This window comes from Thermococcus sp. 9N3, assembly GCF_012027685.1.
Classification (GTDB): domain Archaea; phylum Methanobacteriota_B; class Thermococci; order Thermococcales; family Thermococcaceae; genus Thermococcus; species Thermococcus nautili.
Genome location: NZ_SNUV01000002.1, coordinates 255,449 through 272,224, shown reverse-complemented (window position 1 = coordinate 272,224; position 16,776 = coordinate 255,449). Strand labels below are relative to the sequence as shown.

The following is a 16,776-nucleotide window of genomic DNA, read 5'->3' as shown; positions in this document are numbered from 1 at the left end:
TAAATACATGATATGATATTGGTTGCATTCCAAGGAGAGGAACATTGCGATATTGTTCCAAGAGGCAAATGTTAGGGTGGAAATTAGAGTATGGCCTCCATTTTTCAAAATTCGAAAGGTTTCGCTGAAAAGGAGCTTGGTATTATTTATATTCAACACTTAGTTCACCGTTATTAAATCAAAAAAGTTGTCATCAAGAGGGAGGCCTTTCTCAATATCGTACTTAATCACCCCCTATTCCTTTGCTACTGGCGACCTTAATTGCTTCATCGTCGTATGTACTCCATACACTTCCTCCACTCCCACAGCTTCAGCAATTTTAAGTGTTAATTCACCTCCACAACCGATATCGAGAATTCGCTTTGCCTTGATTCTGTGTTTCTTTAAAAACTCTATGAAGGTCTTTTGATTAAGAGAATAGTATTTACTCGCTTTCTCATGAGTGCTTGCAGTCTTTCCATTCCATGTTCGGGCACCAAAAGTTTTAAAATTTCTAATAAATTTAAAGGTTTTGGAATTTAGAACAGAAATGGGGCGGTTTTATGCGGATTGCAATGATAATAGAGGCATGGGAGCCTATTTGGGGTGGTGGGCAAGTTCATGTTTATGAAATCTGTAAGAGGTTAGTAACTCATGGAGTTAAAATTGATTTGTATGTGATGGCATTGAGAGATACTTCTGGAAGAGTTTATAACGAGAACGAGGAGCTTTTTGATGGAAAGTTGAGGATAATAAGAGTTGGATTCCCAAAATCATTCACTTTTATGAATCGGATTATATGGGCCTTTGAAGTTATGTGGGCAATCTTGAGCAATCATCGGAAAACTCCCTACTCCCTAATCCATGCTCATGCGAATTTGCCTGGATTACCTGCCAAGATTCTTTCAAGATTGCTAAATGTGCCAGTGGTGTATACTGTTCATGGAAGTGGCATTGAAGCTCTTGAAAAAATGTACGGGAAAGGCTTCAAGAGTAGAATTTTATACTTATTTGAAGTTTTTCTACAGAGGAAAATTGAATACGACATTGAAATAACAGTAGATAGAAAGTTTTTGAAATACTACAATGTAAATAATCCTGTGTACATACCCAACGGGGTCGATATTGAAAAGTTTGATCGGACTAATGTCCAAAAAGGCAAAATGTTCAAGATTTTATTTGTGGGACGAATTCATCCACAAAAGGGTTTGAGGTGCCTAGTTAAAGCAGTTAATAAGATAAAGAATGAATTTGACTATAATCTTGGTGTTATTGCTATTGTTGGAGGAGATACAAAATGGACAAATGAAGAGAAAATAGTTCGAACTCTTATCAAAAAATTAGGGTTAGAGAAATATTTTATTTTTAGAGGTAGATTGCCAGAAAAAGAGCTTCTGAAAGAGTATAAATCATCAATGCTTTTTGTTCTTCCCTCTCTCTTTGAGGGTATGCCTCTAACTCTGCTTGAGGCATGGGCCTCAAAGCTTCCAGTACTTGCCACCAAAGTTGGTGAAAATCCCTATCTAATAATGCATAAGTATAATGGATGGTTAGTTGAGCCGGGGGAAGTTAATGATTTAGCTAAAGCTCTGAAAGATCTTTTGAATACCCCAAAACGAAAGCTTGAAATAATGGGAAAAAGGGGATATAGTCTGGTAAAAGATAGATATTCTTGGGACAGGATAGTAGATGATATCTATAACATATATCTCTGGGTGATTTCGTATGAGAGCGCTAATAATTTCAGGCGTTAAATGGGATAGCATTTGGTCTCACGCTCACGAATTTTCTAGAGCTCTTTCTGAAAACTATTCAGTAATATTTGTTGACCCTCCGGGGGTTTTAACAGGTGAGCAACCCCATTTAAAAGTACTTTCCCGGAGACCCCGAGGCAAGATACAAGTCGTTGAAGGAGGGTACTCTAAAAGACTTGGTGTGGAGTTTTTTATACGGTTTGAGTTAAACGCAATAAAGGCACTTCTTAAGGAGAACCCCGATATAGTAATTTTTTATAATGTTCTCCCGGGGTTTATTACTTTTATTTTGTCTAAGCTATCTAGAAAAAAAATAATTTTTCTATATGTGGATGATCATGTTGAACTTTTAAATAATAAAATTGCTAGGATTATTACTTTATTAGTTCTCCCATTGTTTGTTAAATACTCGGATGGAGTAATTAGTACAGCAAGGGTATTATATAAAAAAAGCAAAAAATGTCCTAAAGCATTTTACATTCCTAATGGTGTTCATTTGGATGATCTTAAATTTTTAGGAAAGATTCCTCACAAGATTACTAATGTATATTTTATAGGGACTCTTGGAAAATGGGTTAGGATTGAAGATTTTATTAGTCTAGCCAAGATGGGTTTTAGAGTTTTTGTAATTGGGTCCGGGGAGAGATTTAATGAACTACAAGCTATTGCCCAAAATAACAGTAATATACAGTTATATGGGTACGTAGATAGAGATAATGCATTAATTGAAATTGCTAAAAATTGTGACCTGGGAATTATACCATTTTTCAAAAATAAACTAACAGATGCGGTATCCCCGTTAAAACTTTTTGAATTTCTAGCGCTGAATAAGCCGGTTGTAGCTTCAAGTACTGTGGAGTTGGAATCTTTTGAGGGATATGTCCTATTATATTCTACAAGAAAGGATCTTATAGAGAAAGTGATGTCTCTTAAGATTAGTCCCAAACTAATAAAAGAAATAATTAAAAAGAATAAAAAAGTCCTCAGAAATTATGACTGGGGAAGTCATTTAAAAAAGAAAATGCTGAGTGCAGTCAGAATTATTACTGGTGAAGAAGCATGAAGGACTCTAGGAGATATATTTTAATGGCATTTAAATGGCTTTTACTTGCTCAAGAAAAGGGAGGCGGAGGTTATTCAATAGGATTTTCTCTTAGAAGAGGTTGGAGACAAGCATACCCAGAAACTACAGGGTATATCATTCCAACGATGCTTAGGATATGGAAGCGATATGGCTGGGAAGAAGCACTAAACTCTGCACTAGAAGCAGGGAATTGGCTATTAAAGATTCAGAACAAAGATGGGTCATATTGGGAGCCGGATTTTAGAAAACCTATGGTATTTGACACAGGACAGGTAATTTTTGGACTTCTTTCTTTATATGAAATAACTAAAAAACAGCAATTCCTCGAAACTGCCATAAAAGCTGGAAACTGGATAATCTCTGTTCAAAATGAGGATGGCACGTGGACAAAATTTGCATTTAATAATCAACCCCATACATATTACGCTCGTGTCGCTTGGGCTCTACTGAAACTGTGGGAAAAAACAGGAATAGAGGATTATAAACAGGCGGCGGTAAGGCATCTTGATTGGGTCGTATCTCAGCAAAAAGATAATGGATGGTTTAGGAATGCATCTTTTCTCAATGATGAAAAACCTGTCCTTCACACAATTGTGTACGTAATAAGGAGCCTCCTTGAATCTTCTATAATCTTGAATAACAAAAAATACTTTAATTCCTCAAAAAAGGCAGTGGTACCATTATTGGAAAGGTTAAAGAAAGATGGCATTTTGTATTCATACTATGATTCATCATGGCGACCTGTCTCTAAGGAGAAGTGTCTTCCAGGAATTGCTCAGTACTCAATTGTTCTATTCAGATTTTATGAACTCGAAAGGGAATACAAGTATCTGAAGTGGGCAATGTACCTAACAAGCTATCTTAAACGGAAGATGCTTAATTTGCCAATTAAGACTCTTCAGGGGTGTTTGTTTGGGTCTTCCCCACCCTGGGGGTCATACTTACCCTTAATGTGTCCTAATTGGGGAGTAAAATTTTTCATTGATGCATTACTCTATGAAGATATATATATTGAAGACTTTATTTCGCAAAGGTTCAATGAAATCTCAAATAAATTACCTTCAGACCTGGATCCTCATGATTTCAGACTAGAAGCAATCAAGAGACATGTAAATCTCAGGAGAAAACGCCTTCTTGATGCTGGTTGTGGATCGGGTAGGTTTGCTATGTACTTCAGAGAACTTGGAGCAGAAGTTCACGGAATTGATATCTCCCCAAGACTAGTATCATTGGCCAAGCGGAGGGTTCAAGATGGCACTTTTACACTTGGGAGTGTAACTAATATTCCTTATCCTGAAAATTATTTTGACATAATTATTTCCATCGAGGTTCTTCAACATGTTCCCAATATAAAACTCGCTCTTAAGGAGTTTCATAGAGTCCTCAAACCTGGCGGAGTGATTGTGATAATAGATAGGAATCCAATATCCATAATGGGAGCTCTCAAACCAATTTTTGAGCGGTTAAATAGGTGGATGTATAAAAAGGACGATCCGTTTAGAGAGAGATGGTACTTATCAAAAACATGGAGGGAGTTCTTAGAGGAAGCAGGTTTTAATATTGATATTATGGAATCAATCCAAAGGAGATGGTATAGTCTCGATAGATTTTACTTCATTAAAGCATCAAAAGTTGGTGATAGCAAATGAAGAGGAAAAAGTACACTTGTGGTGATATAGCTCGAGTATTAAAACAGAGAGATTCCTTTGTAACAGTATATTTAGTTGATCCCCTTGCAATTAGGCTTCTTTATTTTATAGCCAATTATACAAGTTTAACTCCAAATTTAATAAGCTTATTTGCGTTCATCTTTGGAGTTATTTCGGCTATGCTTTTCTATTGGGGATACTTCGTGATTGGTGCTACTATGTATTATCTCAGTTTTCTCTTTGATTGCATTGATGGCAAATTTGCTCGGTTAAAAGGCATGAAGTCGGACTTGGGATTTTTTTATGATGCTTCAACGCTTACACATGCATATGTACTCTTTGGAATAGCGTTACATTTCCTTTTCGTTAAAGAAAATAAGAATATCATTGGTTTAATTCTAGTGTTATTCTTGATTCAGCTTCAAAAGAATGCTATGACGATCGCTTTAAAATCTGTTATTCCAACGAGAGGTAGCATATATGAAAGGCATGAGGAATCAATGGAAAAACAAGGAATGGTAGGCATTTTAATTAAAATTTATTCCACATCTATAGGAAGAGCAATTTTAGTCCCCACTGAAATAGATTTAGAGTTTTTTACAATAATATTATTTGCTTTTAGTGAAAGTGAAAATATTCTTATCTTACTATTAAACATGTGGGTGCTCTATGAGCTCTTATTTACGTTAGCTCAATTTTTTATCTCAACTAAAATAATAAGAAAAAAATGGGGGCTTCAGTATAAAATTGCAATTAATTACGTGCTTACAAAAGGCTAAGGCAATGGAGGGGATGATGATAGATGATATATAAGTTTGTTAACTTTCCCATGATAATTGAGGTTGGTAGTGGAATTTTAGATGAATTCGAGAAAGTTATTCACCGAAATAATCTCCATTTCGAAAATCCCTTAGTAATTACGGGAAAAATAAGTGGCGAAGTAATAAAGGATTATGGGCTTGTTAATGAATATAACTATTATATCATTAAGGATAGTACCCTTGATGAAATATCAAACTTAAGAAAAATGTTAATTGAGTATCATCATGATGCAATTATCGCTTGTGGAGGAGGTAGGGTGATTGATGTTGGGAAGTATTTAGCTAGGGAAACGTTAATCCCTATAATAAGTGTACCAACGCTTCTCTCTAATGATGCAATATCCTCTCCTATTAGTATTTTGCGAATAAATAACGAATACAAGAGTGTTGGGACAACAATGCCAGTTGGAGTTTTAGTGGACGTTGAGGTTATTAAAGACTCTCCGGAGATCTACTTGTTGGCTGGTTTAGGAGAGTTAATCTCTAATATATCTGCTTCTTATGATTGGATTTTAGCGCATAATGAAATTGGTGAGAAAATTGATAACTTTTCTAGAATGTTGGCTTATATGCCGGCAATTAATGTGCTAAATAATTTTGAAAACTATTACTCTACCAAAGATAGCAAATTTATTGAAGACTTGGCTTATGGACTTATTCTTAGTGGTATTGCTATGAATATTGCACACTCAAGTAGGCCAGCAAGTGGTTCGGAACATAATATAAGTCATGCTCTTGATAAGATAATTGGATTTGGTAAGATTCCACATGGAATACAAGTCGGATTTGCAACAATATTAACAACGTACTTACAAGGACAGACGAAAGAGCATGAATGGATTCTAGAACTCTACAAAAAATTTGGGTTCCCTACAAGACTAAAAGAATTAGGAATAAGAAAGAGTGTTTTCGTTGAAGCCTTAATATTGGCACCTAAAATACGTGATAGGTTCACTATCCTAAACAAGATATCAATTGATAGAAAATTCGCAGATTCAGTCTTAAGAACTCTAACGATTATCTGATGCCTTAAGCGAGGTCATGATAATGTAAGCATTAGCACATGACAATAAAACATAGAAAATTGCTCCAACTATTAATATAAAAAGTCTTAGCTCTCTTACTTTAACTATCACTGGGAAGATAATTATGAGAAAGTCCCAATCTATCGCATCTGGGATTAGTTTTGCTCGCCCAAATGTGGGAATGTCAATATTTTTATCCTTTTTAGTTTTGTGGTTTACACTCCTGTGTATTTTGTCTTTGTAATGGACAATTCTAATATACACCAATTTAGAAATTACAAACAATAGCATTGCATATGTGATTTTAGGCTCATAATTTAGGGAGTTATATGCTATCCCAAGGTATATACCGTATGCAACTGTCCAATCAGCAAGGGTATCATAAAAAGCTCCAACAAGAGAAGTCTTACCTGTAATCCGAGCGAGTTTCCCATCTACACAATCGAACAAAAAGCTTAGATAATAAAATAAGGCTCCAAAAATATCCTTACCAATACCAAAGGAAATGGCACTACTGACTCCCAGGAATAAAGATACAGTAGTTATAAAATTTGGAGATATCCTGTTATATTTAGAAAGAATATATACAAGCCTAACAGCTAATGGATCAACAAAATATACAGTGGTGAACGCATCCACTTTTTTTAAAATCCTATCGTCTTTGTACAATGATTATCCCCAAGCGCTATATTGTAGTCATATTTAAAACACTTGCTGTCCCCTGACTCACCACCGTTGCCATCGCCGCGCCTATTGCTCCGTAGTGGGAAATTAAAACGTAGTTCAAAACTACATTCAGCAAGGCTGTAAATCCTGTAATTTTAGTGAACATTAGCTCTCTTCCAGTTGCGTTCATATAACTCCCCATCAGTGAGTTGAGGAACATGAATGGAATCGCTATTGCCAAAATCCTGAGTATTGGGACGCTTGGCAGGAACTTGTTCCCGAAGACTATCAAAATTCCAAGTCTTGCGAAGATGTAGTAACCCCCAGTTCCTGCAATTCCGAGGGCCAAAAGCATCTGAAAGCTCTTCCTAAACAGAACTTCTAGCGTTTTTTTATCCTCATTCCATAGCCTCGCCATCGAGGGCATTGTTGTTGCCACTACTATGTTCGGGATGAACAGGGAAACTTCAATTAGCGTAAAGGCCGCCCTATAAATCCCTGTCTCGTAGTCCCCGCGCATTAGGCTTAGCATAACCGTGTCGGTCCTGTAGTAAATCATTGTGAAGAGCCCGATGAACCAGAACGGGTAGGATTTCTTTAGCAAAGAGACCCATTTCTCCGGTTTAAAACGGATTTTAAGCTCATCAACGAACCGCATTCCTAACTTTATCCTCAGGAGCTCTCTGATGACATAACCGGTGAGGAGAGCAATGATGAATGGTGAGAGCTCCTTGAACTTCCATAGGACTGTGCCTCCAACAAAGAACGCCCAGAACCTCTCGACTATCTGGGCAATTGCATCATATTTGGTAACTTCATGGGCATACATGATGTTCACAAAGAGATACGAGATCCACGTTAGCATGGCCTCAGCTCCAGCCAAAACCACGAGAAGCTTTAACCAGCTTGGTTTTGGTAGGAAAAATGTTATGCCAGTGATAACGAGAAAGTTAAAGACCGCAAGAACGACCTTGAAGCCAAGGACATCTGGCAAAAGCTCCTGAAGTCTCTTCCTGTCCCTCGCGACCTCGCGCATGAAATAGTATCCGACACCTAAGTCCGAGAATATTCCCAAGAGACCGATGTAGTAGAAGATAAAGGAGTACTGACCGAGCCCCGTTGGTCCAAGGGTTCTGCTGAGAAGGACTATTATACCATAACTCAGGAGGTTGGCTATTATTTTAGCCCCAAAAAGCCAGCCGGCGTTCTTTATAAGCTTCCATTTAAGGCTCTCGGTCATTATTGTTAAGGGACAACAAAACTCTTATTAAACTTTCTTTACTGCTGTTTCATCTTTGAGATTAGTTCCTTAACAAGCTCTCTATCTTCCGGACTAAGGTTGCTACTACCGATGAGTATGATATATGAAATTCCTGAGGCTATCAATGTACCAGCAATTGCATTCATCAAACGGCCGTGGGGAAGGTAAACTGCGATTAGGGTTCCAAGGGCTAACGTAGCTAGGGCTTTCAGGTACTCACCGTTAAAAGGATGAATCTTCTCCAATGCCGAAACCCCGAGCTTGTAAAGATTTGCCACTGCGAAAGATGTTCCAGTTGCAACGGCGGCTCCACTAATTCCGTACGTCGGTATGAGGGTTGCGTTTAGAATGACGTTGAAGATAGCGCCGAGTGTGTTTCCTATAAGTACTTGTGTGGTTTTTCCCATCGCTGTTAAGGTAAGTCCTGTTGGTCCCGCGATAACCTGAGAAATAAATCCCGCGGATAGAATCATCAGGACCGTCCCAGCTTCGCGATAGCTCTCTCCAAAGAACGTTACAATGATTTCCTGTGGAAACGCAAAAAGCATTACAAACAATGGAAATGTCATTATTAACACCCACTTTGTTATGCTCTCGTAAAATTCCTTCAGCTCTTCAATCTTTCCCTCCGCATACAGGGACGTTGCGAGGGGATTGTAAATCGTCGTAAAGGCCACCATAAAAACCGTTAGAAACCTCGCTACCGGAACCGCCGCATTGTAGATTCCGGTTGCTTTGCTTCCAAGGTAGTGGCCGAGCATTAGCGTGTCAGTCCACGTCATGACTAGCCAGACGATGTTGGAGAAGAAAAGGGGTGTTGAGAACCTTAGCAGAGACCCTGCGAGTTTGTGCGAGAAGCTTGGTTGTTTTGGGAGTATTCCCTTTTTCCGTAGGTCATAGGTTATGAGCAATAGCATGGACAGTTGGAGTGCCGCGTATCCTTTCATCAAGTCCAACAATGAACGTCCTATTAATGTGGTCGCGCTTATTACAACCATCAAAAACAGCGCGGGGGGCAGAACCCTCTCATAAAGCACGTACTCCCTAACCCTGTGGAATCCCTGGGTTATTGCAACCAGCGTATTGACAACAGCGGTTGCAGGAAGAGCCATTAAGAGCACACCGAGAGTCTCTGCAAGTAATGTACCACCGCCGATTATGGAAGGTATGGTATCCCGTTTTAGCTCTAAGCACGCCATCATAGCTATGGAGCTGATAGTCACAATAACTACTGCAGTAAAAACAAGTGTTTCAACAAGTTCTGGCTTTTTCTTCCTTAGGTATGCGACTTCCCTTTGGAGTCCAATAGGGAATCCTAACATTGATATTGCGAGGGCAACGTTGAATACGGTCATTGCTAGGCTGTAAACACCGTAATCATTTGGCCCATACCATCTTCCTATCACTGTCCTAAGGAGAAATCCAAGGAGAGCCGACAGTAGAAGTCCTATGAGGGTTATTGTGCCTCCCCTGGCGACTTTTTTGAGCATCTCAGCTTCGACCAAGGTCCCACCTGCTCTGGTTGTTGGTGAGTTAAACTTAAACCTTACCACTGAAACCTTTTTATATTCCCGCCGTTGATTATAAATTCAGCTATCTTTATAATCCGAGGTGACCGGAATGTTCGAGGACGTGAACGACTTTGAGACGGCTTTCAGGAGGCTCCTCGACGAGGTTCTCGAGTTCGACCTGAGCAACCCCTTTGACGAGGTGGATAAAATCCTCTGTATCGAACCCCATCCAGACGACTGCGTTATAGGAATGGGCGGAACGATAAGGAAGCTGACCGAGGCGGGTAAGGAGGTTGTTTACCTCTGTCTCACGGACGGCTCGATGGGAACGACCGACGAGAACGTCAGCGCCCACGAGCTGGCGTTAATCAGGAAGCGCGAGGAGGAAGAGAGCGCTAAGATGCTCGGCGTGGACAGAATCATCTGGCTCGACTACAAGGACACGGAGCTCCCATACACCGTCGAGGCGAGGAACCAGATAATCAAGGTTCTCAGGCGGGAGAAGCCCGACGCCGTTCTGGCTCCGGACCCCTGGTTGCCCTATGAGGCCCACCCAGACCACGTGACCGCTGGAAGGCTCGCCCTCGAGGCGGTATCGTTCTCCCCGTTGCCAAACGTCGTTCCGAGCGACGTCCAGCTCGGCATAAAACCACATCAGGTCGAGGTCTTCGGCTTCTACTACACCGCCAAGCCCAACTACTTCGTCGACATCACCGACGTTATGGAGCTCAAGCTGAAAGCAGTTAGGGCTCATAAGAGCCAGTTCACCGACGATGTCTGGGAGCAGTGGGAACCGTTTTTGAGAACGATAGCGCTCTACTACGGGAAAAAAGCGGGAACGAAGTACGCGGAAGGCCTACGCTTCATGCCCGGCCTGTTCCTGCACATAACCCCCTTCGCGGAGCTCATTTGAGTTCTTTCTTCACTATCCTTTCGAGCTCGCCGAGGAACTTCTCAAGGGGCATCGTGTCGAGGCCGAACTGCCTCATCGGCTCGTAGCGCTTCGGGTTGTCTGTTATCAGTAGGCTGTTGGTGCATATCGCCGTCGAGGCCGTCAGCACGTCCTCAAGGTCGAGCATGAGACCGCGTTGAAGGAGCTGGCCCTCAATCTGGGCTCCCTTCGCTATTATCCTGTCGTCGAGGGGGACTATGTTGTAGATGTCCTTGAGGACTTCAAGCTCCCTCTCGACGTTCCTCTTGAGGTAGGCCTTGGCCGAGAGGTAGCGGTAGACGGTGATGATTGACAGGGAGACGTTGAACTTGGCGAGGGTTATCTCGAGCTGTCTCTTCCTCTTGGCGGTATGCATCTTGAGGAGCGTTATGCTGTCGAAGGTTATGTCCGGTGGCAGTGGCATCTTCAACTCCCCTTCTTCTTTTCGAGTATGCTAATCAGCGTTTCAGCTTCTTCCTCGTCAACGACGACGTTGTCGACCTTCTTGTCGAGCTCGACGAGGTGCCAGGTCTCTATGAGCTTCTGGAGGACTTCGTCGTAGGAGCGGGCCTCTAACTTGTCCTTGAGCATCTTAATCTTCTTCCAGGTGGTCTCGTCAACGGCTATCGTCTTCATTCCACTCCCTCCCTCACGACCTTACGGTAGGTTTCAACGCTGTTCCTCCTCGGTATGCGCTCCTTGGTTATCATATCGACCTCGTAAAGGCCGAAGCGAATCTTGAAGCCCATCGCCCACTCGTAGTTGTCCGTTAGAGCCCAGTGGAAGTAGCCCCTGACGTCTATACCGTTTTCGAGCAGTCTCTTCACTTCCTCCACGTGCTCGATTATGTACCTCGGGCGGAGTATGTCCTTGGAGTCCGCCACGCCGTTCTCGGTTATGTAAACCGGCCTCCCGTATTCCGCCCCCTCGGCGGTGGAGTCGTATAAACCTTTCGGATAGACCTCCCAGCCGAAGTCGCTCGTCGGGTTGTTGTCCGGGGAAACACCGTTCGGGTTCCCGGAGTAGCCGTAGCCCTCGACGCCGACGAAGGTAACCATCGGAAGCTCCTCGAAGCGTGGCTCGGTCCACTTCACGACTTCCCTCGTGTAGTAGTTGTTGCCGACCCAATCGTTCCTCTCAAGGTGGGGAATCTTCACAGGGTTCCAGTCGAGCTCCAAATCGACCCTTCCCCTGTTCAGGGCCTCTAAGAAGAGCCTGTTGTGGAAGTAGTCGTAGTTCTCGGCTGCCTTAACGTCCCTCGCGTCGTGGGGGTTGAGCGGATAGGCTGGAATTATGTTGAGGATTATTCCCACCGGGGCCTTCGTGTGCTCCTTTATGGCGTCGTAGGCCCTTGCGTGGGCCACCATCTGGTTGATTATGACCTTCTTGGCCGCCTTCGGGTTAAGGATTCCCGGAGGCCAGCCGACGTAGGGGGCCAGATAACCGAGCTCGACCGTAACCATCGGCTCGTCGAAGGTGGCCCAGAAATCAACCAGCTCGCCGAACTTCCAGGAGGCGTATGCTGAGAACTTGACGAACTCGATTATGTTCCTCTCATCAACCCAGCCTCTCGCTCTGCTTCCCTCGAAGTCGCTCCTCGTCCAGAGCGGGTCGTGAACCCATACAGGCAACGTCTGGTGGTTCAGCGTGACGAAGGTCGTGAAGCCGAGCTTCTTCAGGTTCTTGAGGACTGCTAAGTAGTGGAGAACCTCCCTCCTGTTCGCCAGCCGGTCGAGTTCCTCAAGCGCTTCCTTCGGAACCTTCACGCGCTTTATCAGCCCGTAGGAGTCCCTCTCAACATTCACCTCGACGGCCCAGGTCGGGCAGGGAAAGATTCTGCTCCACTCGATGGTGAGCTGGTAGGCGTTCAGCCCGAGGTCTTTGGCAAGGCGGTGGTCTATCTCGTAGAGCTCGTAGTTGTTTATGCCCTCCTCGGGTAAATCACCGCTCACGAGGTCGTTCTTGATGTTGAATGGGTCGCGAACCCAGTGCCACCAGTCGCTTCTGGCATCTATGTTCCGTCTGAGCGGGTCACCCATCTCGAACTGAAATGCAGACTGCACAACTCCCCAGATGAAATTGGACATGCCTGTTCACCGCTCCCCTACTTTATAACTTTGTATGAATTTGTGGTTTTCATGGTTTTTATAGTTTTTGAGTGGGGCCCGGGAACACCTTTGTAATTTGCACACAATTTATACATCCGGGGACAGTGTCGTCCACCAAAAAGCTTATATAGAATCCTCGAATGTTATAAAATTGACATCCTTTATAATGAGGTGACGAACTATGAAACGGTACCTGGCCGTGGCCGTTATGGCCCTGATGCTCGGGAGCGTTTTTGGTTTTGCTTCCGTTAGCGCCGCTTCGGACTATCCGAGGAACGAGACGCTGTACACCGCCAACAGCGCCCCGCCGACCAACGCAAACCCCTTCCAGGGTGGCAACATCATTGGTCTCGACGGTCTCATCTTTGAGCCCCTGGCAATGCTGAACTTCATGACCGGTGAGCTGAAGCCCTGGCTCGCCGAGAGCTGGAAGTGGGTCAAACCAAACGTTTTCGAGGTTAAACTCAGGCCCGGACTCAAGTGGCAGGACGGTCAGCCCCTCACAGCCGAGGACGTTAAGTTCTCCTACGAGTACTACCAGGAGATTGGCCTCAGGAACTGGACAAAGCTCGGCCTCAAGGAGATAAAGGTCGTTGATGACAGAACCGTTGACTTCATCTTCGACGGTACCCCCAACTACCAGCTCTGGCAGCTCCAGCTCTTCTACGGATGGGGACAGGGCGCCCTCATAATCCCGAAGCACATCTTCCAGAACATTGACCCCAAGCAGATACCCAAGATGACCTTCCTCGGTGACGAGAAGAAGTACCTCGTCGGTTCTGGCCCCTACAAGCTCAAGGAGGTCGTTCAGCAGCAGAAGGCCATTCTTGAAAGGAACGACGACTGGTGGGGCAACAAGGTCTTTGGCGAGCCCGCCCCGAAGTACATAATCCAGCTCTACGTTAAGGACAACTCCCAGGCCGCGAACATGTTCATCAAGGGCGACCTCGACGTCGGAACCTACTACATAGACATCGTCCAGGCCAAGAAGCAGAACCCGAACCTCGTCAGCTGGCTCGACAAGCCGCCCTACTTCCCGCCGGTGGCCCCTGTTCTGCTCTACTTCAACACCAAGAAGCCCCCGATGGACAACCCGCAGTTCAGGCGCGCCATAGCTATGGCGATAAACCCCGAGCAGATAACCAAGAACGGTCCGATAAGCGGAAAGCCCGCCGAGATTCCCTTTGGAACCGGTCTCCTCCAGAAGTGGGCCGGCAAGATAGGGCTTGACGACCTCGTCAAGAAGTACGGCTGGCAGTACGGCAACATCGCCGAGGCCAACAAGATACTCGACCAGCTCGGCATGACCAAGAACGCCGACGGCTGGAGAACCTACAACGGCAAGGTCATAGAGCTCCACCTCGTCACCTGTGCCGGCTGTTCCGACTGGATTTCGACCGCAGAGATAATCCAGAACCAGCTCAGGGCCCTTGGAATCAAGGTCGTCATTGATAAGTACGACTGGGGAGCGATGATGGACAAGTACCACAAGGGTGACTTCGACCTCGGCCTCCACTGGGCCGGAACCTTCCAGCCGACCGCCTACGCGGTTTACAACGCCCTCCTAAGCAAGGACGGTGCCGCCAACTTCGGTGCCTACTACAATGAGCAGGCCGAGAAGATACTCGACGAGTTCGCCAAGACCACCGACCCGAACAAGGAGGCCGAGTACATAAAGGAGCTCAGCGAGATATGGCTCAAGGACGTCCCGGCCGTTCCGGTTTACATGGCAACACTCTTCTACGAGGCCAACACCAAGTACTGGACCAACTGGCCCAACGAGAACAACCCCTACGGCGTCCCGATATTCTGGGCCAAGTACGGAACCTGGGGAACGGCTCTGGCTCTCCTCGGCGTCAAGTCCGCCAGCGAGGCTCCGGCAACTACCAGCCAGCCGGCAGAGGAGAAGACCACCACTCCCACCAGCTCAACCAGCAAGGAGAGCAAGGGACTCTGCGGTCCGGCCTTCATCGTAGGCCTTGCCGTCGTTCCGCTCCTGTTGAGGCGCAGAAGGTGATGCCCCCTTTTCCTTTCTCTTATCCTGACAATCAACGCGGTGGAGGGTAGACAATGGGGTTCAAGAAGTACCTCGCGCGCAAGACCTTCGTGTATGGAATTACTTTCATATTTGCCGTGACCCTCAACTGGTTGCTCCCGAGGCTCATGCCCGGAAACCCGATTGAGGCAATGATGTCCAAGAGCGGTGCCGTTAACGACGCCCTGGTTAAGTTCTACGAGGAGCTCTACGGCTTAAACCAGCCCCTCTGGAAGCAGTTCGTCAACTTCTGGGTCAGCCTCTTCCACGGAGATTTGGGCTACAGCATGCTGTACAACGCCCCAGTTTCGAGTATAATCAGGCACGCCCTCCCCTACGATATAGCAATCCTCCTTCCTGCAATCGTTCTGAGCTGGCTTGTTGGAAACTGGCTCGGTGCAATCGCGGGTAAGAACAAGAAGTATGACAAGTACACGATGCCGATATTCTACTTCCTCGCGAGCATGCCCTACTTCTGGTTCGCGATGATTCTCGTCTACGTTATAGGTGTTAAACTCGGCTGGCTCCCCTATTCTGGCGCCTACGCGCCGGATTTGGTGCCGAGCTTCTCCTGGACGTTCATCAAGAGCTTCCTCTCCCACTGGATTCTGCCCTTCCTGAGCCTGTTCATAGTCATGATTGGTAGCTGGGCAATTGGAATGCGCAACATGATAATCTACGAGCTCGAAGCAGATTACGTCCGCTACCTCGAGGCCCTCGGTGCGAGCGAGAAGCTCATGACCAAGCACGCCTACAGGAACGCAATCCTGCCCCAGGTAACCGGACTGGCCCTTCAGCTCGGAATGATGGTAGCTGGAGCGATTGCAACGGAGATAGTCTTCAACTACCCCGGAATCGGAGTGCTCATAATGAACGCGGCACTCAACCAGGACTACTTCCTCCTCCAGGGGGCGTTTCTCATCGTCGTAATCTCAGTCCTCGCGGCCAACTTCCTGATTGACATAGTCTACGCCTTCATAGACCCGCGCGTCAGGGCGAGCTACACGGAGGGTTGAAGATGGCGAGGAGAAACAAGTTCGAGGTCGTTAGAATCGCCTTCAAAAACAGGAAGTTCCAGTTCGGCTTCGGCCTTCTGGCCTTTTTCGTGATATTCGCCCTAATCGGCCCGCTCTTCACGCCCTTCGCGTGGGACGGCCTCTACTACGAGAAGGTCAGTGGAATAAAGATAGCCTCCTACGGCGAGAAGACCCTTCCGCCGATGAGCCACGAGGTCATAACGACCTACACTGGCAAGGAGGTTGAAGTCCTCCACATCCTTGGAACGAACATCAACGGTCAGGACCTCTACGCGAGGCTCGTCTACGGTCTGAGGACGAGCCTGTGGATAGCTTTCCTCGCGGCAGTCATCGGAACGATACTCGGAATAACGATAGGCCTCGTAGCCGGCTACAAGGGGGGCTGGGTCGACGAGCTTCTCATGATGTTCACCAACATAATGCTCGTCATCCCCTCGATAGTGCTCCTCATCCTGGTCGCCGCTTACCTCTCTGCAAGAACTCCCGGCATTCAGGCGGTCATCATAGGTCTCACAGGCTGGCCTTGGGTCGCGAGGGCCGTTAGAAGTCAGACCCTCTCGCTCAAGAACAGGGAGTTCGTCCACCTCGCGAAGCTCGCCGGGCTGAGCGACTTCAAGATTATCTTCACCGAGGTAATGCCGAACATGATTTCCTACATCTTCATGGCCGGAATCCTGCAGTTCAGCGGTGCAATCCTCGCCTCGGCGACCCTCGACTTCATAGGCCTTGGGCCGACCACGATGGTCTCGCTTGGAAACATCCTCCAGAGGGCCATAGCCTACAACGCCCTCCAGTTCGGCTGGTGGTGGTGGTTCATCCCGCCGGGACTCATTATAACCCTCATCATCACGGCGTTGTTCTTCGTGAACATCGGCCTTGAAGAAGTGTTCAATCCGCGCCTCAGGAGGGAGTGAG

15 protein-coding genes are annotated in these 16,776 nt (G+C 45.6%); 9 read left to right on the top strand and 6 right to left on the bottom strand.

Annotated elements, in window-relative coordinates; genetic code table 11:
* The first annotated feature begins 542 nt into the window (after nt 1–542).
* Genes E3E30_RS08405 through E3E30_RS08385 form a run of 5 tightly spaced genes read left to right on the top strand, consistent with a single transcriptional unit; the run spans nt 543 to nt 6,312 of the window.
* Nucleotides 543–1,733 carry a glycosyltransferase family 4 protein gene (locus E3E30_RS08405; protein ID WP_167729223.1) on the top strand — a complete coding sequence of 397 codons (1,191 nt, stop codon included), beginning with the start codon at nt 543–545 and terminating at the stop codon, nt 1,731–1,733.
* A complete protein-coding gene (locus E3E30_RS08400; RefSeq protein ID WP_167729222.1) occupies nt 1,705–2,796 on the top strand; it encodes a glycosyltransferase in 1,092 nt (363 codons plus the stop codon). Before E3E30_RS08405 ends, E3E30_RS08400 begins: the two co-directional genes overlap by 29 nt.
* Entirely contained in the window at nt 2,793–4,466 is a 1,674-nt protein-coding gene (locus E3E30_RS08395; protein ID WP_167729221.1) for a methyltransferase domain-containing protein, read from the top strand. Before E3E30_RS08400 ends, E3E30_RS08395 begins: the two co-directional genes overlap by 4 nt.
* Nucleotides 4,463–5,245 carry a CDP-alcohol phosphatidyltransferase family protein gene (locus E3E30_RS08390; RefSeq protein ID WP_167729220.1) on the top strand — a complete coding sequence of 261 codons (783 nt, stop codon included), beginning with the start codon at nt 4,463–4,465 and terminating at the stop codon, nt 5,243–5,245. The genes E3E30_RS08395 and E3E30_RS08390 overlap by 4 nt, the downstream gene beginning before the upstream one ends.
* Nucleotides 5,246–5,295: 50 nt before the next feature.
* Nucleotides 5,296–6,312, top strand: a complete 1,017-nt coding sequence (locus E3E30_RS08385) for an iron-containing alcohol dehydrogenase family protein (protein ID WP_167729219.1) — start codon at nt 5,296–5,298, stop codon at nt 6,310–6,312.
* On the opposite strand, the gene E3E30_RS08380 is transcribed toward E3E30_RS08385, so the two are convergent.
* Genes E3E30_RS08380 through E3E30_RS08370 form a run of 3 tightly spaced genes read right to left on the bottom strand, consistent with a single transcriptional unit; the run spans nt 6,298 to nt 9,744 of the window.
* Nucleotides 6,298–6,981: a CDP-alcohol phosphatidyltransferase family protein gene (locus E3E30_RS08380; protein ID WP_167729218.1), complete on the bottom strand. Its 684-nt coding sequence runs from the start codon at nt 6,979–6,981 to the stop codon at nt 6,298–6,300. The two genes, E3E30_RS08385 and E3E30_RS08380, sit on opposite strands and share 15 nt — an antisense overlap.
* 16 nt (nt 6,982–6,997) lie before the next feature.
* Nucleotides 6,998–8,218 (bottom strand): flippase, encoded by a 1,221-nt coding sequence (locus E3E30_RS08375; RefSeq protein WP_167729217.1) that lies wholly within the window; start codon nt 8,216–8,218, stop codon nt 6,998–7,000.
* A 38-nt stretch (nt 8,219–8,256) separates the two neighbouring features.
* Complete coding sequence (locus tag E3E30_RS08370) at nt 8,257–9,744, bottom strand: flippase (protein ID WP_167729216.1); 1,488 nt, start codon at nt 9,742–9,744, stop codon at nt 8,257–8,259.
* Nucleotides 9,745–9,859: 115 nt separating this feature from the next.
* On the opposite strand from E3E30_RS08370, the gene E3E30_RS08365 reads away from it, so the two are divergent.
* Nucleotides 9,860–10,663 (top strand): PIG-L deacetylase family protein, encoded by an 804-nt coding sequence (locus E3E30_RS08365; RefSeq protein ID WP_167729215.1) that lies wholly within the window; start codon nt 9,860–9,862, stop codon nt 10,661–10,663.
* On the opposite strand, the gene E3E30_RS08360 is transcribed toward E3E30_RS08365, so the two are convergent.
* From E3E30_RS08360 to bgaS, 3 genes are read right to left on the bottom strand one after another with little or no spacing between them, the layout of a single operon-like run.
* On the bottom strand, nt 10,656–11,105 hold the full coding sequence (locus tag E3E30_RS08360) for a type II toxin-antitoxin system VapC family toxin (RefSeq protein WP_167729214.1): 450 nt from the start codon (nt 11,103–11,105) through the stop codon (nt 10,656–10,658). The two genes, E3E30_RS08365 and E3E30_RS08360, sit on opposite strands and share 8 nt — an antisense overlap.
* Before the next feature lie 2 nt (nt 11,106–11,107).
* The gene (locus E3E30_RS08355; protein ID WP_042691091.1) at nt 11,108–11,317 is read right to left on the bottom strand and encodes a hypothetical protein; all 210 of its coding nucleotides are present in this window, start codon (nt 11,315–11,317) and stop codon (nt 11,108–11,110) included.
* Entirely contained in the window at nt 11,314–12,768 is a 1,455-nt protein-coding gene (gene bgaS / locus E3E30_RS08350; protein WP_167729213.1) for a beta-galactosidase BgaS, read from the bottom strand. Before bgaS ends, E3E30_RS08355 begins: the two co-directional genes overlap by 4 nt.
* Nucleotides 12,769–12,970: 202 nt before the next feature.
* On the opposite strand from bgaS, the gene E3E30_RS08345 reads away from it, so the two are divergent.
* The 3 genes from E3E30_RS08345 to E3E30_RS08335 are packed head-to-tail and all read left to right on the top strand — an operon-like array spanning nt 12,971 to nt 16,775.
* On the top strand, nt 12,971–14,806 hold the full coding sequence (locus E3E30_RS08345) for an ABC transporter substrate-binding protein (protein ID WP_167729212.1): 1,836 nt from the start codon (nt 12,971–12,973) through the stop codon (nt 14,804–14,806).
* A 53-nt stretch (nt 14,807–14,859) separates the two neighbouring features.
* Nucleotides 14,860–15,840, top strand: a complete 981-nt coding sequence (locus E3E30_RS08340) for an ABC transporter permease (protein WP_042691096.1) — start codon at nt 14,860–14,862, stop codon at nt 15,838–15,840.
* A gap of 2 nt (nt 15,841–15,842) precedes the next feature.
* Nucleotides 15,843–16,775, top strand: coding sequence for an ABC transporter permease (locus tag E3E30_RS08335; protein WP_167729211.1), 933 nt, complete (start codon nt 15,843–15,845; stop codon nt 16,773–16,775).
* Nucleotide 16,776: the final 1 nt, after the last annotated feature.